Below are 20,860 nucleotides of genomic sequence, written 5' to 3' on the forward strand. Positions count from 1 at the left end.
ATTTTCAGTTCCTTATAGGTACATTTTTGGTCATAAAGCAAAAAACTTAGAGATAAATTACTAAAAATATAAAGATCATAAGGGAAATTATAATAATTTTAATTCGCTCAAAAATGCTATCTTTGGACAAAAATAAAAGGAGGTAGAGGTTTAATAGTAGAATATTAAACATATGAGTTAGGTCGTATTTATTTTGGGGGTTAGGCAATGAGTTTTGAAAATTTAAGATATAAGTTCGTAAGTAAAGAAGTTGAAACTATTGAAATGGTTAGAGGGAAAATAAAAAAATTTAAAGCCATTAACATTGGAGTATTAGATCTAGAAACAGGAATAGAATATCCTCACCCATTATCTCATTTCATCAAAGCAGAGTATGAATTTATGGGGAGAAGCATTAATACTCAGTCAGCTCCCGCAAATACAATTTGTAGATTCTTAAATTACTTACAAGAAAAAGTAATAAGTGAAGATGAAGAGTTTATTGACTTAAAAGATTTAGGTATTAGAGGATTGAAAAGAATTCACGGAAGTCGGTATATAACTAGCTTATCTTTAAATGGTTTACAGAAAAACACTGTAGAACAATATGAAAAATATATCAATAAATTCTTCCTATACCTTAGAAAAATGAACTACCTAAATGAAAAGTTTGAAATTGAGGCTAGGGTAAATTCGAAAGGTCAGACTATAACAAAATCACTGTTTAGAACCCCCACTCTACCGACTCGATTTCCCTCTAAAGAAACTTCTAAGAGTAGACCTGCTAAATTGAAGGATTTCGGAGAAAACCGTAGAGAATTAATTGTTCAGTTTATTATCATTGCTAGAAATATTGCCCCTGACATTGCTCTTGGTTTATGTTTGCAATTTTATGGAGGTTTGAGACGAGGAGAAGTTGTTAATGTGTCTAGAGGAGATTTAAACATTAATTATCGAGAAATGATGGTAGTTAATATTAGGGACAATAGAAAGGAGTTTTTCTCTCATCTAAAGGATACTAAATTTGAGAATCCAAAGAGGTTAAATTATTTGAGTGTCGATTTAGCTAAACAAACTATCTTAGATAATGATTTGGTATGGGAAGTTTATGATGACCATATGAAAATGTTAGACATTATGATCAGAAATAAAAAAATTAAGAATCCAAGTGCCCTATTTGTTGATAAAAGTGGAAATCCGATGTCTGGTAAGGTTTATGAAAGACGGTTTAGTAAAGTTAAAAAAGCTTTTCTGCTTTCGTTAATTGGTCATAAAGATTTCTATACTTTTGATACTTCGATTTGGGGCACACATATTGGGAGAGGCGTTTTTACAAATTTACTAATCGATATGGGCTTTACAGTAACTCAATTAGCTATCGCAAGAGGGGATAGGAATATAAACTCAGCTTTAGATTATATTGATGCAACACTAACTAATCAACAAATTAAAGAAGCAATAAATGAATTTAAAAACTATCCAGAAGAAAGATTAGGAATCATCAATATTGAAAAGGCAAAGAAGCTATGGAAGAAAGGTGTAATCAGAAGTGGCAGATAGAGATGAATGGATTACTTTAACTCAAGTAGTAAAATCGGGTAAATACACTAAAATAGCATTCACACACAAAGGTTTCAACTATTACATCAAAGAAAATTTCTTGCAAATAAAATACGAACAGTATGGGAAGTGTAGAACTACCTATTTAAAAAGGAGAGAATTGGACGAATTAATAGAGTTTATCGATTCACTTGAATCAAACTACTATAGAGATAAAGAAGTTGCAAAATTACTAGGTTTTTCCGGGGTAAATGCAATTGCTGGTTCGGATTCTAAAAGAAGGGTAATAGATGGTATTAAAAGCTTATGTAATAGTGAAGGGATAGAATTTAAGTATTACGACAAACCTTTCAAAGGTGCGAAATTATACATAAATAAAAATCAAATTGATCAATTCCTTAATACACATATTTGTCAGTTAGATGTTTATAAAAAATATAATCTTGATTACGTTGAACTGTGCTATTTGGAGAGGAGTTCTAATATTACAAGAAAAGTAGTTTCGAAGACGATTTGGTACTATTTAAGTGATATAGCAGAAAAGTATTTTATTAAACCCAAAGCAGAAGAATTTTATACTATAGTACAAGTATGTAAGATGTTCAGAGCATCCAGAAATAAAATAGAAAATTTTCTTAGTAACGAAGAAAATTTAGAAATTATTAAAGTAAAAGGTAAGAAGTATTTTCTAAAAAGCGAAATTGATAACTTATTTAAAAGAGAATCTGAAATTAAATCTAAGTATTGTTCCGTTGAAGAAACAAAAAATATTCTTAATCTTAAGCATATTCCTTTTGATAAGCTAAAATCATTTCCGTCCTCTACTTTAATGAATACAATCTTAAATAATGGTACTAAAAATACCGTATTTTTAAGGGAAGAAGTCGAAAAATACAAAGCCGAGAAAGAAGTACGAGATTTGATAAATCAAGCAATGGAAAATGATTCTTTAACTGCTTTTCATCTTATTTTGGATATAAAAAAAATTTCTTTTTCAGTGAACAGTCAGTACACAAAAAAAATGTGGTTTCAGCATTGTAAAGAAAAATTACTATTGACGAGATCAAATGTTCAAGCAACAAAAGCTTTAATAAAAAATTTAGTAGATTGTACAGAATATCTTTCTCTTCTTACCCAACAAAAAGAATTGTACTCCTTCCATTCAAACGAAATTAATCTTTTTATTTTTAATGATTCTGTTGCTAAATCGAAACAAACATACTTATATAGTTTTATCATAGAATATCATTCTAATGTTATGAGGTTGGCTTTAAATAGAAACAGTACGTCAAAAACTTTTGATATAAAAAAAGTAACAAATCCCTATCTAAATGAAGTGAAAGAAAAACCCAAAGAGTTATATTCCTACGATGAATATTTAAAGATTTATGAGTATTCAAAGGATATGAAACATAAACAACGATCCATATTAGATGCCGAGAACATAATTAAAGGAAACCAAGATAAACAATATTATTCTTCTGCATGGCTATACGTTCTAATTCATCTGTGTAATGGCTGGCGGCATATTGATGTTATTTCCCTTACTTCAGTTGATTTAAGCGAGATAAATATTTACTCTTTAGAGACTTTAAAACAAAGAGATTTAACTCTTGAAGAAGCAGAGTGTATTGTAAATCAGTTAAGAAGAAAAAAACTTACTGTTAATAAAACTGGTTCCTCAAACCAATTTTATTGTGCAGATGAACTGGTGCTTCCAATTGCAACTGCATCAGTAATATGTACTCTAATATTAAACAAAACGACTGGTCTATTTAATGATTCTATGATTAACTTTGGCACCAAAAATAGTAAATTTTCTAGTAAATGCCACAATATATTTTTCAAAGAGTTTATTGATAAAAATGATGGCTTTAGTTTTAAATCACTTCAAATGAATAGAACTGTACTAGTTTTAATTTATATGGTTTTAGTGAAAAAAGGCCGCGGAAGTGCAGCGTTAGAAATGGCACAAAGATTGAGAGCACATGAGGACTATGAAACTACAAATATATATATGCATTTCCCTCAAGAAGAATTGGACGAGCTTTGTGAAAGTTTATTTAGTAGAAAGCATTTTGGATTCATTACGGACCTTTTAGCAGAAGTTATTATTGGAGAAAATTTCGATAGAAATGATAGAACACAAGAAATTATCAGGATCAATCAAAAGTTTGGTGATATTCAAAAAATAGAAGCAACAGTAGGATTCGTAAACAAAATATTATCTGAAAGGCAAACTGTAGCTGATATTATTTTTAATCTTGGAATAGATGGTGCTACCGATTTGATGTTTGATTTAAATGCAAATGCATTACCAAGTCGACAGGAAAATGTCCAGTGCCTATTGGCTTCAGACGGCTGTATAAGACCAGAACTTGAAAATTGCCTTGATTGCCAATATTCGGTGCCAAATTTCTTAGCTATATCAACATTAAGTGAAAATATTAAATCAACTATTATTGATTTTATTGAGGAATACGATCCTACGAGTTTTGAAGCTGAAAAGACTAAGTTAATGAATCATTTGTTTATAGATATGGATAATTTCGAGAGAGCCATTCAAAGATTTGGTAAATCAGAAGTATTTAAATTTTTTGATGGTGGCGAAGAGAAGTACAATGAATTACTTAATTTACTGGATAATATTGTCTTAGAAAAAGATTACGAAAAGTATTTAACATACAATCCGGTCTATTTAAATTAGGAGGCTCCAATGTCCTTAGAAAATATACAAATAGATATTGATATAGAATTTTTTTCCGACGAACAATTTGACATTGAATTAAGCGTAAAGGAAAGTAAACAAGTCTTTCATGAAATGAAGACACGATTTATTAACTCGGAATTTGATGATGATGTTTGGCTAATTGAAAGAACTGATTATGCAAAGCAACATAATAAACTAGATTTTAGTAAATTAGATTTTGCATTATTTAATGGTACTCTACCAGATAGTTTTAAACTAATGGTAAAATGTTGGATTGTACAATTGGTTAAGAAATATAAAAGACAATTCATTACTTCCTTTATTTATTTTGTAAAAGCATTTGAAGTGACTAAAGGATTTAGAGTTGAAGAGAAAAATAGTTTAATGAACTATATTGAATACAGTGATCTTGGTGCTAAAACACAACGGGATATCGCAGTGGCGGTTTGCAATTTCTTTGACTTTACCGAATTAGAAATATCAGAAGTCTATGTCCCTTCTCTTGTAGAACTATTGAACAAAATTCCAGAGGTATCTAATATAAGAAGATTACCACCTTCAAAGGACATTCTTTCTTTTTCTTATTTTCTTGATTTGTATTTTGAAGAATTGAAAGACGAATCAGTTCATAATGGAGACTTGGAAAATGAACTTTACTTTATTTATCCATTAGTAATTTGGTGGAGGTTATCAAACATAATACCTATGAGACCAACTGAGTTTTGTCATATCAAAAGGAATTGTGTATCTCCCGTAAATGATAAGTATTATATTAAATTGCCAAGAAGAAAAACCTCGAATAAGAGAATACAAAATTTAGATACGATTTTAATTGATTATGAAATGTTCAATCTTATTAGTCACTACCAAGATATAACTGATAAATTCGGCAAAACTGATACTTTGATTTCTTATAAATCGCTTGCTTATTCAGATTTATCTAGAAATCGCTTATCGACGAAAAAAAATTTAGACATATTCTCTATTGATATTTTGTCTGGTTTAATTAAAAGATTCTATAATGTCATGGAGAAAAAATTTGATTGCATCATCTCTAAAGAAAACTATATACGCCCCAATGACACAAGACATCTTGCATTTGTCTCATTAATGATGCAAGGCTACTCCCCTATAGAAATTGCAAGGTTGGGAGGACACTCAACAATCTCTGCTCAATATCATTATAGTGCTCATATTGAGTTTTGGGTTGATTGTGAAGTATTTAAGTTAATGACTAAATCAAAACAAGTAACAAATTCGAATCTTAATTTAGGAACGATCCCAAAAGAAATCAAGTTAAAAGCCTATGGAGTAGAAAGTGAATTTAAAAAAAAGCTAAAGATTGGTTACTGTAAAGATAAAGATCAAAGATGTGAATCAAGAAAATGTTACCTGTGTTCTCATTGGGGTATAACTCCTGATGAATTTATCGAAAAAGAAGAAACGATTAAACAGATAATCTTCACAAGAAAAAACAAAATTACCGAACTTGTTACAATGATTAGTAATCTCAACAGACAGTTTATTAATGATGAGTTGTCAAGGAGGGACACGGGTATCTTAACCCAACTAAAAACTAAAGCAAACGCTGCACAACACGAAATCAATAGCTTAGCAAAGTTATGCACGATTTTAGGTGAAGGAGTAATAATAAATGGTGATAAAATCGGTAGGTCGTAATCACAAACTCTCAGAAGAAGAAGTTAGAAGTGTAATTAGATTATTTAAAGAAAATGAACAGCCAATCGGAAATATCAAATACTCTGAAATTCACAAATTCGCTAATAAGCTTTTCGAATCGAATGAATTATCAGCATCGACTTCTGATTCGTTTTGGCGAAAAGAAGGTCGTTTAGGTAGGAGTGAAGTAGACAAAGCTAACAGGGTATTTAGCGAAACAATTGTCATTGCTAAAGACTTACAAATTACCGTGCCTAACGTAGTCGATTTGGTAAATAAAAAGTATAAGAATAAAGAGGAATTGTTAACGAATTTAATAATAATGGAAAAACAATTTCATTCAACATTACAAAGGGAAAAAAAACTAAAGGAAGCAAATCAATCGCTTGAAGAGAATTTGAAAATAGAAAAGATTAAAAAGAAATCCGTGGAACAACAAAACAGTTCTTTACAAGAGTTAGTGTATTTAATGTGGAGAATCTTATCAGAAACTTCTAATCCTGAAGTGCAACAAAAAACTGATTATGCAATGAAAACTGTATTCAGTTCGCCTACTAGTTTCTTAGAATTTAAAGAAAGAAATGAGAAGTTAGCCAATGAGGTTATTCCATTTAACCTTGCGGATAATTCAAAAACGAAGTTTTCAAGTAGGTTTAGAAAAAGTTAATGGGTGGCAGTGTCGTGAAACCTAAAGTTGAAAGAAAGAAAGGAGTCGCGACCAATTATCTCAATTATTATTTGGCAGGATTTCAGTACATTGAATTGAAGGGATTCGATACCACCACAATTATTTTTTACCTGCTAGAAATGATGAATTGCAAATAATGACAACTCACAAATCAAAAGGATTAGAGTGTGATATCGTATTCCATTTAGACTTATACGAATATATATTACCTAATCATATAATGCCGATAAAATTCAGGACGTAAACCCTCACTATGTTGGAGTAACAAGAGCTAGAGAGGTATTGTTTTTACAGAACTTAAAAGAGGTGAAATATCTGGATTTTTATCAAATACTCATTTAAAATTACTAGCTATATGACTTATCTATTTCAACAAGCATCATCAATTTATGTAGATGGAATGGTGCTTGTTTTATTTTTGTCTTATTGAAACACAACTTCTCACTATAGATTTTTTTTAAAATGTGGAGAAACTAAGGAACAACTTATTTTATAGAAATGTACACATAGGGTTACCTAGGCATTATTGATTAGAAGTTGAGGAAGACCTAATTCCTTTTTTAATGAAGGTTATTATCTACAGTGAAACTTTAAAAATAGTATTTTTAAAGTTTTGGGTACTATTACAAATAATTAACCGCACCAAACCGCACGTAACCGAACCGCAACGTACCTAACCGCGCCCAACCATACCAGATTTGACCATATTCTCATCAGCAATAGGAAGGTCAATCCTATTGAACAGTAATGTCTGTTTCGAATTAATTGTCTAGTATGAATGTAGCATTTCTTAATTTAGAGATTTTATTTAAGTTACCCCGAAAGAATAAACAATATTTACTCTAAACTTACCGTACCTAACCTTCCGTACCATATTTAATTTTTTCTTGATTTAATTTTTATCCTAATCCTTCCAAGTATGATTTCTCCAATTAGTTGGGATAATAGCATCTTTCAATGCACTAGCAATCATTCCTAAGTGATTCTTATCATCTCTCAAAACGTGGCATCTTCTACACAATGTTCTCAAATTCGAAAACTTGTTATCTGCAAATTTCCCACTTTTAATGTGGTCAATGTGACATTCATTTAGGGACAATTCTTTTCTGCATTTAACACATCTTTTTCCGTCCCTTTTCCAAATAAATGGTCTGACGTTCTTTATCCAGGTTTCTCTAGGAACTCTTAATTTGGGCATTTACTATCTCCTCTTCAACAGTAAATGAGCATATTTCAAACCTGCCGTAACCTAATTTTCTCGCATCTCCTATACCAGCAAATAAGCCAGCATCTATACAAATCGAATGCATTTGTTCTCTTGCAACCAAAGTCGATTCCCAAGCAATTTGAAATTCCGCTTCCCATCCTGTTCCAACTGCCAATCGGTATCGAATGTTTTTTACTTTATTCCTTGTAACTGGACGGATATCAATATAAACATCTTTAGAATGATCGTCGTCAATAGAATTAACCGAAATATATCTATTTAATAGAATTACATCATCTATAATTTGTAATGTTGCAGAAACATTTGGCTCCAGTGAACCCAAGCCTCTTTTTGTATGTTTTGCACCTGCCCTTATAGTAGAAAATAAATAATCTGGTTTTAAATATAGTTGATCACTTGAGGTCGCTAAATAAGTGTCTTTCCATTCTTCAGGGTTATTTCCAGGAACACCTGATTTTTCTTTTCTAAAGGGGGAGATAGCATCCAGTCTCATATTGTTATAAAGAAGTGGTCTTGTTCCCCTTATTTTTATTCTAGCTCTAAGAAAAGTCATTGATTTACCTCCTTTTAATATTTATAAGTATTAATATTGACAATTTTTTCTAGTTTATACTACTGTATTCCTTTTTTTTACTTTTCTACCATAGTAGTGAGGTGAAAATTATGTCCGAATTATTAAAAATGGTAGGAGATAGAGTTCGATATCTCCGTAAGCTAAAAGGATTGACCCAAGAAGAGTTAGCTGAAAAAGCAGAGGTTCACTATACCTATATAGGTGGTATTGAACGTGGGGAAAGAAATATTTCGTTAGAAACATTTGAAAAAATAAGTAATGCTTTAAATGTTCTACCGTCCGTAATTTTTCACAACGACAAACCGAGTTTTCCCGCTAATGATTTAGATAGGGAAGAGATTCTGAAGTTCCATAAACAACTTTTAGAATCTAGAAATACAAATGAAATATTGCTGATTCACGAAACTGTAAAAAAAATAATCAGTTTGCTTGATAGTAAATAATTAAAATTTATTAAAAATAGGCTCTGTTAAAGTAAGTTTATATCGAATAAATGAAAAAGGACTGTCAAATTTTAGACAGTCCTTTTAAATTCTATCGCAATCCGTTAGGTTTTTTTGAAAATTAATTGGCTGTTCTGTTTCCAAAAATAAGAAAATTATATGATACTCATTAATTCTTTTAAGTGACTCGCAAAATTGTTGGATATCAAACAATGTTACTTTCATTGTGGCACGATTTTTTTTTTTGAAATTCTTCTGAAAAACACAAAGGCTAATTTAAGAAACTATTTTAATCCATATTCTTGAGCAATATCATGAATGAGCTTAGAAAGAGTCCTTTTGCCTAATTCGTTGTACATTGAATAATTGCCTGTTATGAGCCTAATAACAGATTCTCTATTGGGAAAGAGGTTTGGAAATTCAGTGACCATTGAGTTAATTTTGTCTTCATCATAAATTTTTGCCTTTATAATTACTTCCATAGCAAAGTCTTTATGATTTTTATATAACTCTCTTAATTGAAAAGATTTTATGTTATTTTTAGCCCTTTCTATGAAATCGGGATCTGCTAATGAATTAACTTTAAAGTCTATGTTAAAATATTCAGGATTGTTATACCAATTTTCTAGATACTTTTTATCTTTTCTTTTTCGAATTTTTAGTGTGAACATAATGTCATCGTCAAATCCACGATCATAGGGGTTTAAATGAAGGTCAAATTTTTGACTTCCTTTGAAATTTGAATTACAAACATGGCAACTAGGAACCAAATTAAAGAAGGATAATGCAAAAAAAGGAAACTCATCCTGACTATAAAAATGATCAAATTCGGGACGTGTTGCCCCTTTGATTGTCGAGTGGGGACGATGTGTATGTGTAAAATTTCTATTGCAATATGGACATACGTTTACACCTAATTTTTCTGCAAGATATTTTGCACCCCAGCTTTTTGGGTCTTCGACGTTAACAAAAGAATTATAGTGAAATGAATACTCTACTCTAGCAGAAAAAATTTGTGCAGGTGTTGGAACAATAAATTTATTATATTTCCTTATTCGTGAATTAACCTTTTTTTTTGCTTCTTGGGTTGGTTTTGTATTTTTTATTTGTTTTAATAAATTTGGGAAGTTTTTCTCAAATTCATTCTTAAGAATGTCTTCAAGTACATCTGGTCTTCCAGTAATTATTTCCTTTATTCTCTTTAATAGAATTCTTAAAAATGCTCGATGATCGTTTTTCTCTTTAAGATAGGAAATTAATAGCTTCTTTAAGAAACCTCTTTTTATGAAAAAATTATAAAAATAATCTTCAGCGAGTTGATCTAATTCGGGTCTTGTAATATGTATCATTTATTTTTACCTCTATTAAGATCATTTGACTTCACAAGGTCATCAATTTGATCCTGGAAATCATCTAATACCTTACGAATATTTATAAAATCTAATTGAATTTTTTCTTGAAGCATATTAAGTAATTTTGTCTTAATAATAGGGTCACCAATTATGTCTATAGTTCGCTTTATAATATCACTATTTTTTACGATAGTAGGGTCGTAATCTTCCCCAATTAATATGTCTACAACCTCATTAATTTTTCGTTTGGCAAATTCTCCTATTAAACCATCTTGCATAAAAAATGAATTAGCTAAAAGATTATGAATGTTAGAGGCAAAAGTTTGTTGGTGGTCTTCAATTTTTTCCACTAAGATCGATGATTCATTTAAATAGTTTCTTTTTAAGAATGTGATATTCGATTTTGGTAAATCTGATACAACAAATGGTGAGTTTGATGTCATTATAACTTGAATATTGTATTTATTTTCTATATCGTTGAATAAATAGGAAATTAAGTTGATAAATTCATCTAAAAACCTTTTTTGCCATTGTGGATGAAGATAAACCTCTCCCTCATCGACAAGGATTATGATATCATTAACTTTTTTTCTGTGCTCCATCAAAGAAAAAGCATAATTAAACCTTGAGTACAAATTAAAGAAAGCTGTTTCTCCTGAACTCATATCCTGCCAATCTAGTTCAATAAAATCGTTAGTATAAACTACCTCTTGATAAATTTTGAAAAATCTTTCTAATTTAGAATCCCCTTTAATAATTTCAATTTCTAAGGTTTCTAAGGAATTTTCTTTAAAAGGTTTTAGGCGTTTTTCCTCTAGTAACCCTTTGATAATATCAAACATATCTTTTAGGTTTTTAGCCATACTTAAAAACAGTTCTTTATTATCAAAACTTCTGTTCTTTAGTGCATCAATCAACCACTTAAAAATATTATTATATTTATTCGGACCATTTTGAATCTTTAGTTTTGAAAAATCATTAATAAGAGAAGATTGGTAAGGTTCCAAGGATCCATGTTCTATGAAAAAGTGACATAAAAAGTTATATATTACTCTATCTTCTATTTTCTGATTTAATTTATTATCAATTTTTTTAAGGAATGAAATTACTTGATCACTAAAATCTACTTGATCATCATGTATATCAATATTATTAAATACTATATAAAGTGTTTTTGGTACTTTAAAAGGCAACGTTGTTATAGGTTCGTTTCTTTTATTAGACAAAAAGCTAATTTTACGAATTGTTTCATAAACGTTATGAATATATACTTCACTTTTATTACTACTTAATTTATCACCTTTATCATTTCTTACTAGATAATTAGTAGATATATCAATTATATTATTTTCTTCACTTCCAAGCTTCTTATTATCAAAAATGTTAGAAAAGTGAATGATCTGAGTATTACTTAAATTAGGAGAAGAGTCTTGGAAGTGATATTGAAAATAACAAAGTTCTAAAGGTGCCTTTATCTTTTGTATCTTTATGTTTTCATGATTATAAATATATAGCTTGTTATTAGATGGATTAGTAAACACAATAATCAATTCATCCTTAATACTAAAAGATTTATTATTGTATCTATCATATTTAATTGATAAGTTTTCTTTAATTAAGTCTAAAACACTAGTTTTACCTACGCCATTTTCACCAACAATGGCTGAAAATTGCTTAATTATTGAGGTTAATTCTTTTCCAATTGTCATTTCTGTTGTAAAGAAATTTTCTATAAAGTTAGGGTTATTATTGATTGTTAAAACCTTTTCTTTATAATTATAGTCAATTCGGAATCTATCACTAAAATTAAATCCTTGTTCTCGTATACTCTTTCTGTAGGTTTTAACCCAAATATAAGCAATATGCATTACTTTCTCCTTTTACTTAATAAATGTCTTGTGCCAATAACAAGATTATACATTTATTACATATATAGAGGAAGAATGTTATTTCCTAAATATTTACAAAATGAAATAAGAGTGCCAAGTAGTTCATAAACAGGATACACAAGACAAAGAGAGTACACAAAAATGAGAACTTTTTTAGATAAATGCAGGGAAAAGAGATTCATGATGGATAATAAAACAGTTAAATTACTATCAAAAAGAGGTTCAAAAGGTAGGAGAGTACATAAACTGGAGAACTTTTTTAGGGGAAAGTACTCTATAAAAGCCAGTATTTTCAGGACTAAAATAACTAGCTTTTTTCAAATCGGTTCTTATTGAACGGTAAACTAGGAGTTTCCCCTAGCAAGATATTTGGCTAGAAGTAATTACTGATGTTGAAAACCTATTAGATTTGATAGAGCTTGCCTATAATAATCCAGGATAAAAAGTTCACTAAATAACACTTCACTGGGGGTGTTTATCTTTTTGTCTGAGGTAATAGTTGTCCTAAATTGAAAGGGAGCAATTCTTTTATTTTCGTTATCTACATAGGGTTTTAATTTATCTGTTATCTATTTGACCTCCTATTATAGTGGTTGTCGCAACTCTTCTATAAAAAGGCAGCATTCTTTCAGATGCTGCCTTTTTTGACCTCATTCCCCTCTACTGCCATTATAATTTTAATTGTATTTAAATGATCAATCTGAAACACTTGTTCTTATTTTAGAATATCCAAACGTACGTTTGGGTATTCTAGGAGTAAAGAATGGGAGGCTAAAATAAATGGAAATAAATGCAGAATATATCGCTGAACAATTACTTGAACAGGGAATTTATCAGGAATACAAGAAAGCTGAAAAACATTTAAAACTAATCAAGGAAGAATTCCGTAATCGTTTAAATTCTTACGAGGGAAACAGAATTGAATTTTTCAAACATAATTTGGTGGCAAAGTTTACTAGAAGAAAAAAATATCATTATACAGACCAAATTGCTCTAAATGATTATTTGCATAGCATAGGTATTCTTCCTGCTGTAGTAAAGATCTCTCATAAAAGTATTAATGATAATTCTGAATTAGTTAAACGGCTAGAACCATTCCGGAAACAAGATAAATTTTATGTAAGACCTACTTTGAAGCTTGAGGGAAGGATAGATATAATCGCATCTTGTGTTACCCCTTTGGAACATTTGGATATCGATAGTCTTGCCGTCTTGTTTAACAGGTTCTATGAAATTTATAAGAAAATGCAATATTTATATGCTAAGGCCAAGGAAAAAATGTTACATTGCCCAATTCTTCAAAAGGAAAAAAAAATCAACTTTAATTACGGGAGCCTATCTCTCGTTAAATGCCAACCTGTATATGACTCTTATAAGATTTTTAATGAATTGGGTGCTGAATTTCTAATAAGTTATGGACAGGTTTCCCTTGAAAAGGTGCAGGAGTATATGTTAATGGGATTTTTGTCTGAACGAGATATTGATCAATACAGGATTCTCGTAGACATTCTTCTTTCTTTTCACTTACTTCCTTTAGATGTTGAGCAACAAATGCTAGGAAGATTTCATGACAAGCGTGTTATAACTTCATTAAATTCCTATCTATCAAGTCGTAGAGTAGACTCTTAAAAAAGAAAATTTATTTTTTATAATAATGGAGGAGTTTTTTTATGGATGATAAGAACAAAAAAACCTTGCAGTACTCTTTCCAAACCGACTATCAACAAGGGTTTAGTGATGGTTTTCGCCAAGGTCAGGAGCTGTTTAAGCAACAAATTTTAGAGCGTATGAGAGATCAGGAATTAATCATTAAACAGCTATCATCAATTAAAACGCAGCAGAAACTATAGGTTTCGGCAGGGGGGAAACAACGTAAGCGTTTGATTTTTGGTAGTTACTTTGGAATACTCTTTTATAATTTTAAAAAGAAAAGAAGAAAATAAATATAAAATTTTTCCATATGTTGTTTGTCGCTCATAATAACCATTATGAGCGATTCTTTTTTTATGCAAGTAATGGCATTCATAAAGTCTCAATTTAAATATCTTTAGTTAAATATAACTTGTATTATACTTTCCTAAAATAATAGAGTTAGGTAAACTAGAATATATATACACTTCGAATATTAAGGAGATAAATAATGATTAATTTTCAAGATAAAGTAAGTTTCATTTGGTCAATAGCAGAGATATTGCGTGGCCCGTATAAACCAGAGGACTATGGTAAGGTAATTTTACCTTTAGCTGTATTACGTCGATTTGATTGTGTATTAGATAGTACAAAAAGTGAAGTATTAGCAAACTTTGAGAAGTTTAAAGCTATGAATGAGGATGCTCGGGAACAAATTTTAAATCGAATTGCAAAGCAAAACTTCCATAATACAAGTAACTACAATTTTACGAAACTTTTAAGTGACGCTGATAACATCGCCGATAACTTACGTGATTATATTAACGGCTTTTCGAAAACAGCACGCGATATTTTGGAACACTTTGATTTCGACCGTCAAATCGAAAAGCTAGATCCACAAAGGCACAAACAGAACTGAATGCATGGATTGATCAAGGTGTGGACCGTTTCAATAGATTAAATGATGAAGAAAGAGAAGCGTTCAAAGCATCGGCTACGAAATTCGTACGCACATACGCATTTATTTTACAAATAGCAACCTTCATTGATGTTGAATTGCATAAGCTTTATATTTATTTGAACTATCTTTTACGAAAGCTTCCTCGTAGCAGTATAGATAAAGACGTGTATATGGTTGACGATATATCCCTTCAATATTATCGCAATCAGAAAGTGTTTGAAGGCAGTATCGAGTTAGAGAAAACAGGTGGAGTTGACTTAAAGCCTACTAAACATGGTGCAGGTAGCGCAGTGGAAGATGAAAAAGTGCGATTATCTTCAATTTTAGATAAGTTAAATGAACGTTTCGGTACTGAATTTACTGAGACTGATTTCCTTTCACGTGACCAAGTAAAAGAAGACATGTTAAAAAGTGAAGATATTCAACAAAAAGCGAAAAATAATACAAAAGACAATTTCAAATTCGCTTTTGAAAAATCATTCATGGACTTCGTGATTGATCGTATGGGTAGTAACGAGAAATTCTTTATGAAGATATTAGAAAATGAAGAGTTTAAAAACTTCATTATGGAAGATATGATGGATGAGGTTTATGCGAAAGTTAATGGATAGAAGTTATTTAGTGAGAATCTATGTATTTTAATATACATATACAAACTCCTCACAAAAAAATTTCATATTTAAATAAAATCCGCTCATAACTGGAATTATGAGCGGATTTTATATTTTATACGAACTCGATTAAACAATTTTATGTTTCTTGAATTATTATATTCCTAATACTTTCGAGAAAAGGCTGTTCGGAAGGGGTGGATAAGAAATTTCTTCTTGTACGTCTAACCCAGTCAGCTCGTTCTTGGTCTTTTATTATCTCATTTGGAACGGGGAATGCTTCTTCTAAGTAATGAGCACATATTCTTTGGCGAAACCCAAATCTAAACCAAGCAAGAGTTCCCAAATTATTACATCCGTTTCGAATAGCAATTGGTAATGCTTGAAGTCCTTCAGGAACAGAATCGCCTTCGCTATTAAAGACACCTAACTCATTTAAAGCTAAAAAACATCCTGCATCTACCGCAATTGGTTCAATAACATCTTTGATAAATTTAAATACAGCAGGAATTGGATTTGAACCACTACTTCGACCATTATTTCTTACTTCCATACCAAGTAACCTCTCAGCAATTGTTTTATAACTTGCTCCGTTCATATATAATCTGAAAAGTTGTTCTAGTTCTTCCCATAGAATCTTCCATTCAGGAGTTACTTCGAAATCCTCATTAGCAAAAAGATTATTTTTTACGACGTAATCCCTCATTCTAGTAAGGGGAGTTTTAGTCCGAATTTCAGGAGTTGGGTAAAATTTAATAAATCTAGGGTGCATTCGAGATAGAACATCAAAAAAAACTGATAACCAATCCATAACGTTGTTTTCTGCAATTGCTTCAGGAATTATAAGACCTCTTTTTAGGTATGCTTCCCACATTCCTTGAGCCCTGAAAAAGTCTACCCCTGCTTTCATTGTAGCTAAATTTATCCATTCAGGGGCACTAGGAGTATCTAAAAATTCTTTCTTTATTTTTAATATTCTCTGACGAGCAATTTCTAACATTTTTTCCGTTATTAAGTTACCTTTATTGAATACTCCAAAGGTTTTACTTAGAATACTGCTAATGTTATTTTCATTATCTAGCTCTGCCAAAAGTGATGTCAGTGTGAGCTCTTCGATAGTTGCAGTTTCGATGTTGTATTGCTCATTTGATATAAGATCAATAAAATTTTCAATTGGGCTATGTACTACCACAGAGGCGTCCTGTTCACTCATAATATCATTTCCTTGTATTCTAATAGGTCTAATAATATTATGATAATTTACAATAGGTGGATTATCAGGAACTAAAATGGCTAACCCTTGATTACCAAAACTTGGTCGGCCTGCTCGTCCAAATGCATTTAAAATTGTTGATTTAGCTCTTTCATTAGTTATCCCATATAAATCGTCAGACTCTCTAGGGTCACCCATAGTTGTCCCAGCAACTACCACAGCTACAGCGGGGAGATTTAAACCTTGAGCTAATGTACCAGTAGCAAACATTAGGCTAGCTTTTTCATTCGTAAATATGTATTCCGAAGCAGATTGTTCTACCTGCAACATGGAACTACTGTGAACAGCAATACCTTTGGCGAAAAGGTCCCATAATACAGTTCTTAAACCTAATTCTTTGTCAGCAATTGTTAAATAGTCTTTTACCATTTCAGGTAAATGTTCAATAGAACCACATGATCCCGCTAAACGTTCGTTAATTTTTCCAGCACTACTAAATGCATGATGCTTACTTGTGAGTATAAAATTTATTACAGGTATTCCGCTATTGGCCAACTGTTCAGACACATTTCGAGAGACTGTATTTTTCCAACTCTCTATTAAGAAACTTGAATTATCCTTTGATGCTTTTAACCTAAAGGATACTGGTATTTTACTGACTTTATAATCTAAGCTGTCTAAAGTCCAAGGACCAGAAAGACCAGAAATCAATAATAATGAACAATCAAAGTATACATATTTCTTATTACCACTTAATTTATTAGCTTTTTCTTTGTTAATAGGAAACTTTTCTCTAATATCATGAAGATTTAGAGCTGCTACACTTCTTAGCGTTCTGGATGGGCGCCAATTAATTGGTTCACAAATAGCATCTTTATCATGAACCTTTTTTAGCCAATTTGATAATTCTTCACCATTACTAATCATAGCAGACATTAAAAGAAATTTAATATTCTCAGCCACTTCTATTAAGCGGGTTAGCAAAATATCTGCGTTAGTCCCCCTATTTTTATCATTAATTAGGTGGCATTCATCGAATATACATAAGGAGCAATTTTTAAATTGTTCAGGATATAACCTTATAGCTAGAGCACACTTTTCAGGTGTCATAACTGCCACAAATCGTTCTTCAAAATCTATATTCTCCTCACTAAGCGTGGTATATTCTTCACCCCCAACAAAAGAGCGAATCTTAGTATTATGAAGATTTGATAGTGTGTCTTTTAAGTCTCGTCGAATTTGGTGTACTAAAGCATTGGTTGGTGCCAAGTATAATACCCACCCTTTTGATAAAGCGTGAATCATAGCAATTTCAGCAATGAAACTCTTTCCACTTCCAGTTGGCATTGTCACTACACAATCTCTTTTAGGACCAGGTAAACATTGATTTACATAAGATAATGCAGATGGCCATAAAAAGGGTCTACCAAGTTTGAAACCTGTACCTTTCGCTCTACTTTTTAAATAGTTCTGAAACCCATCTTGATATTGTGCATCATCGGATTCAGGAACAGGAATAGTATTGAATAAGGATCGTAATTGCGTTTTTTCAATTGCTACTGCTAATAACGAACTAAAATGATAAATATCTGAGTAGGCTATGTTTCTTGAATCACTTTCACTTGATGATGCTTTTCTAACTTTAGTTAATGTCAGAAGGCTATTTTTTAAACCATCTTGATCATCTCCATTTAACCAAGATATATACTGGTTAATACTAACAGAAAGTTGAATATAAAAATGTATTCTTATTTTCTCTACAAGTTCATTATATGGTTCAGAAAAAAGAATCTTAGGTAAATTATTAGAAGAAAATTGGAAATTTGAAACCTTCCCATTAATGAAAGTTTTTAAGGAATTAATGAGTAATATTGAACTCTTATTTAAATCAAGGTAATCACCATCATTAAGTTCATTAAAGTTTTCATAGTTTATTAAATCTATCATTGAATTTGCATTTATGTCGAATCCACCTACCATATACAAGAGTGCAGATTCTAAAGCAATATAATTCTTATGGTAAAAAAAATGATCATTATAATAAACTTCATCAGTCTCACTCAAAAGATTAGCTATTGTATTCAATAAAGATAGGGCTTCTGCTGCTACAAACGCACATGACACTTCCACATCTTCAGGTATATCTAACCCGTTTAATTTATCGAATATAGAAAAACTTTCCATTGCGTCAGCTAATCTTCTTAAGGTATCCCTAGTTTCAATTAATTCTTCATTTAAAATTTCTTGTTGATTAATACCTACTTTTAATTGAGTAATAGATAAATAGGCTTTTGTCAAAATTCTTCTACATGATACAGAATTAAATCCCTCAAGTTCTGGGATTTTATCTATTAAATCTTGAGTAAATTTATTGTACATTTTATAAACTCCTCGCAAAGTTACGCATTTCATTTGAAATTGCTGTAAAAAAATCATCAAATCCCGCAATAATATTTGGCATGATAATTATATTTTCTCTTGATAGTAGTAGACTATTAAAAGAAGTTCGCTTCCTAGACCAATTAATAGAAATAGAACTATCATAATGCGGATTAGGGATGTATGTACGTTTTCTCTTCCAAAATGCACCGCTAATATTTCTCTGCTTTTCAAAAGGTAAGCTACTACGTAAATTATTTACATCTTGACGAATTCTTGTTGTATGATTTTCATTATCAATTTCTTTGAAAAAACCGAGCGCTTTATTAATAGCACGATTAGGGTCGTTTTTATATGCTTTAGATTCAATCAATGTTAATCCTATCTCACTATTATTTTCATAAAGAGCAATTCCATCTAACCCGTGATCCTTAGCTTTTACATGTACTGGTCCAATAGCAATAATATCACCGTTAGGATGAATGTCCTTTATTTCCTTTGATAAAAACATGCAAAGATGCCAAAGTCCTTCAGCTAACCAAGGATTTCTTTCATCGACAATTTGAGTTTCTGTTAAACTATTAGGATTTTCACCCACAATCTCAAATACACTTGTTAAAATATCTAATCTTCCTTCAGGGGTATCATCTAATAGAAAGGAACAAATATTTAAAGCAGTATCTAATGCGCTTGCTCTTATACTTACGAGATATTTTGCAATAGATTTAATCGTATCAATATTGTTGTTCCAACCATTTGTTAATATTGCTTTATGAGTAGTGGCTTCATATAATTCAAAAGTTATATGTTCCTTTAAATGCTCAATTGCCTCCATGATAGCTTTATTTATTTTTTCATTTAAGGTTAAATCATCAACAGTAGTCAAATATAAATCTTCCTTTCATATTAATTCTAGAAAGAATGCTATTTTATTTTGTCGTAAAAAAGTGCAATTTGAAAATCAAATGGAAATTAGAAAAAAATTCCAAATATATTATAACATTAATATATTCTTTTATACTATTAACTAAAAAAGTAGTGAGTTGAATGACTAATTTATCGATGAAAGAGAAGTGAATGTAGGCAGGGGATGGAAGCAGTCATTTTAAACATTTTACCTCTAGTAATTTTCTAAACAAATAAACTTTTAAATTGACTACTAAATTTCGTTACAAGTTGTTATTTTTTCTCTTAGTAAAAAGAGGTCACTAAAAAATGAATTGTTTTCAATAAAGTGAAAACAAATATGAATGGATGAGCTAAAATACTTTGTTATTAATAAAAAATTTAAAACTCGCCAAAGTAATGGCGAGTTTTCTTTGTTTATTCCATTTTTATTTGGATAATACCTTAGTTCAATCTTATAAAGCATTGTTAATCCTTTTCTACAATCTTAACTTGCTACAGTCTTATTCAAAACATTTGAAGCTTTGTTAAAGTAAATACTATCCAATTCGAAACCAATAAAGTTACGATTTAGATTTATTGCAGCTTGTCCAGTTGATCCCGAACCCATAAAACAATCTAATACAGTTTCACCTTCATTGCTATGTGTAGAGATAATATTTTCAAGAAGCGAAACTGGCTTCTGGCAAGGATGAAATCGAACTTTGCCACTAACAATAGGAGCTTCATAATAAGCCCTGTCATAGTATGAGTTAAACGTTCTTTTTTTTCCTTTAGTAAAGGAAATAAAGTACTCTCTTGCATTTGATAAGTAATTTATTTTTGCATTGATTGGAACAGGATTTGTTTTTTCCCAAATTCCAATTCTAGATTGCTTTAATTTTAGTGTTTCTGCAATTGCAGCAATATCACTCATTTTAAAAATATCATAAAAAATTACCATTGTGCCACCTGGTACTAAGATTCTCTTAAATTCTTGTAAAAGTGTAACCCAATTTATACTATTTACTTTTAAATCCCAATCCCCAAATTCCATAGAAATAGATCCATATTTTTTT

At 30.6% G+C, this 20,860-nt stretch carries 14 protein-coding genes and 3 pseudogenes; 10 read left to right on the plus strand and 7 right to left on the minus strand.

Features of this window, described 5'->3' with window-relative positions; genetic code table 11:
* Window positions 1–207: 207 nt before the first annotated feature.
* From EP747_RS17095 to EP747_RS24545, 5 genes are all read left to right on the plus strand, one after another.
* Window positions 208–1,539: a site-specific integrase gene (locus EP747_RS17095; RefSeq protein ID WP_129691307.1), complete on the plus strand. Its 1,332-nt coding sequence runs from the start codon at window positions 208–210 to the stop codon at window positions 1,537–1,539.
* Complete coding sequence (locus tag EP747_RS17100) at window positions 1,529–4,246, plus strand: hypothetical protein (protein ID WP_129691308.1); 2,718 nt, start codon at window positions 1,529–1,531, stop codon at window positions 4,244–4,246. The genes EP747_RS17095 and EP747_RS17100 overlap by 11 nt, the downstream gene beginning before the upstream one ends.
* 9 nt (window positions 4,247–4,255) lie before the next feature.
* Window positions 4,256–5,929, plus strand: coding sequence for a site-specific integrase (locus tag EP747_RS17105; protein WP_129691309.1), 1,674 nt, complete (start codon window positions 4,256–4,258; stop codon window positions 5,927–5,929).
* Window positions 5,904–6,596: a hypothetical protein gene (locus EP747_RS17110; RefSeq protein ID WP_235832920.1), complete on the plus strand. Its 693-nt coding sequence runs from the start codon at window positions 5,904–5,906 to the stop codon at window positions 6,594–6,596. The genes EP747_RS17105 and EP747_RS17110 overlap by 26 nt, the downstream gene beginning before the upstream one ends.
* Before the next feature lie 157 nt (window positions 6,597–6,753).
* Entirely contained in the window at window positions 6,754–6,861 is a 108-nt protein-coding gene (locus tag EP747_RS24545; RefSeq protein ID WP_205753843.1) for a hypothetical protein, read from the plus strand.
* Window positions 6,862–7,626: 765 nt separating this feature from the next.
* Here EP747_RS24545 and EP747_RS24925 read toward each other — a convergent pair.
* A pseudogene (locus tag EP747_RS24925) lies at window positions 7,627–7,815 on the minus strand (HNH endonuclease); the annotation flags it as partial.
* Window positions 7,793–8,398 carry a hypothetical protein gene (locus EP747_RS17125; protein ID WP_129691311.1) on the minus strand — a complete coding sequence of 202 codons (606 nt, stop codon included), beginning with the start codon at window positions 8,396–8,398 and terminating at the stop codon, window positions 7,793–7,795. The gene EP747_RS17125 and the pseudogene EP747_RS24925, both read right to left, overlap by 23 nt.
* A gap of 110 nt (window positions 8,399–8,508) precedes the next feature.
* On the opposite strand from EP747_RS17125, the gene EP747_RS17130 reads away from it, so the two are divergent.
* Window positions 8,509–8,862, plus strand: a complete 354-nt coding sequence (locus tag EP747_RS17130; protein WP_129691312.1) for a helix-turn-helix domain-containing protein — start codon at window positions 8,509–8,511, stop codon at window positions 8,860–8,862.
* A 284-nt stretch (window positions 8,863–9,146) separates the two neighbouring features.
* Here EP747_RS17130 and EP747_RS17135 read toward each other — a convergent pair whose 3' ends face one another.
* Both EP747_RS17135 and EP747_RS17140 read right to left on the minus strand, forming a co-directional pair.
* Window positions 9,147–10,211: a hypothetical protein gene (locus tag EP747_RS17135; RefSeq protein ID WP_129691313.1), complete on the minus strand. Its 1,065-nt coding sequence runs from the start codon at window positions 10,209–10,211 to the stop codon at window positions 9,147–9,149.
* Window positions 10,208–12,082 carry an AAA family ATPase gene (locus EP747_RS17140; protein WP_129691314.1) on the minus strand — a complete coding sequence of 625 codons (1,875 nt, stop codon included), beginning with the start codon at window positions 12,080–12,082 and terminating at the stop codon, window positions 10,208–10,210. Before EP747_RS17140 ends, EP747_RS17135 begins: the two co-directional genes overlap by 4 nt.
* Before the next feature lie 801 nt (window positions 12,083–12,883).
* On the opposite strand from EP747_RS17140, the gene EP747_RS17145 reads away from it, so the two are divergent.
* From EP747_RS17145 to EP747_RS17160, 4 genes and pseudogenes are all read left to right on the plus strand, one after another.
* Window positions 12,884–13,732 (plus strand): hypothetical protein, encoded by an 849-nt coding sequence (locus tag EP747_RS17145; RefSeq protein WP_129691315.1) that lies wholly within the window; start codon window positions 12,884–12,886, stop codon window positions 13,730–13,732.
* A 41-nt stretch (window positions 13,733–13,773) separates the two neighbouring features.
* Complete coding sequence (locus tag EP747_RS17150; RefSeq protein WP_129691316.1) at window positions 13,774–13,953, plus strand: hypothetical protein; 180 nt, start codon at window positions 13,774–13,776, stop codon at window positions 13,951–13,953.
* A 290-nt stretch (window positions 13,954–14,243) separates the two neighbouring features.
* Window positions 14,244–14,627, plus strand: a pseudogene (locus tag EP747_RS17155) (type I restriction-modification system subunit M N-terminal domain-containing protein); the annotation flags it as partial.
* Window positions 14,624–15,304: pseudogene (locus EP747_RS17160) on the plus strand (type I restriction endonuclease subunit R); the annotation flags it as partial. The pseudogenes EP747_RS17155 and EP747_RS17160, both read left to right, overlap by 4 nt.
* Window positions 15,305–15,443: 139 nt before the next feature.
* Here the strand turns inward: EP747_RS17160 and EP747_RS17165 are convergent.
* The 3 genes from EP747_RS17165 to EP747_RS17175 all read right to left on the minus strand — a co-directional run.
* Window positions 15,444–18,896 (minus strand): DEAD/DEAH box helicase, encoded by a 3,453-nt coding sequence (locus EP747_RS17165; RefSeq protein ID WP_165347115.1) that lies wholly within the window; start codon window positions 18,894–18,896, stop codon window positions 15,444–15,446.
* 1 nt (window position 18,897) lies between these two features.
* A complete protein-coding gene (locus tag EP747_RS17170) occupies window positions 18,898–19,782 on the minus strand; it encodes a hypothetical protein (RefSeq protein WP_129691318.1) in 885 nt (294 codons plus the stop codon).
* A gap of 507 nt (window positions 19,783–20,289) precedes the next feature.
* A partial coding sequence (locus EP747_RS17175; RefSeq protein WP_205753844.1) for a DNA-methyltransferase occupies window positions 20,290–20,860 on the minus strand: 571 nt, incomplete at its 5' end.

Source organism: Gottfriedia acidiceleris, from assembly GCF_004138285.1.
GTDB classification, from domain to species: domain Bacteria; phylum Bacillota; class Bacilli; order Bacillales; family Bacillaceae_G; genus Gottfriedia; species Gottfriedia acidiceleris_A.

Coding starts and splice junctions, on each gene's coding strand:
- EP747_RS17095 (WP_129691307.1), top strand. CDS start 208: ATGAGTTTTGAAAATTTAAGATATAAGTTCGTAAGTAAAGAAGTTGAA.
- EP747_RS17105 (WP_129691309.1), top strand. CDS start 4,256: ATGTCCTTAGAAAATATACAAATAGATATTGATATAGAATTTTTTTCC.
- EP747_RS17110 (WP_235832920.1), top strand. CDS start 5,904: ATGGTGATAAAATCGGTAGGTCGTAATCACAAACTCTCAGAAGAAGAA.
- EP747_RS24545 (WP_205753843.1), top strand. CDS start 6,754: ATGACAACTCACAAATCAAAAGGATTAGAGTGTGATATCGTATTCCAT.
- EP747_RS17125 (WP_129691311.1), bottom strand. CDS start 8,398: ATGACTTTTCTTAGAGCTAGAATAAAAATAAGGGGAACAAGACCACTT.
- EP747_RS17130 (WP_129691312.1), top strand. CDS start 8,509: ATGTCCGAATTATTAAAAATGGTAGGAGATAGAGTTCGATATCTCCGT.
- EP747_RS17135 (WP_129691313.1), bottom strand. CDS start 10,211: ATGATACATATTACAAGACCCGAATTAGATCAACTCGCTGAAGATTAT.
- EP747_RS17140 (WP_129691314.1), bottom strand. CDS start 12,082: ATGCATATTGCTTATATTTGGGTTAAAACCTACAGAAAGAGTATACGA.
- EP747_RS17145 (WP_129691315.1), top strand. CDS start 12,884: ATGGAAATAAATGCAGAATATATCGCTGAACAATTACTTGAACAGGGA.
- EP747_RS17150 (WP_129691316.1), top strand. CDS start 13,774: ATGGATGATAAGAACAAAAAAACCTTGCAGTACTCTTTCCAAACCGAC.
- EP747_RS17165 (WP_165347115.1), bottom strand. CDS start 18,896: ATGTACAATAAATTTACTCAAGATTTAATAGATAAAATCCCAGAACTT.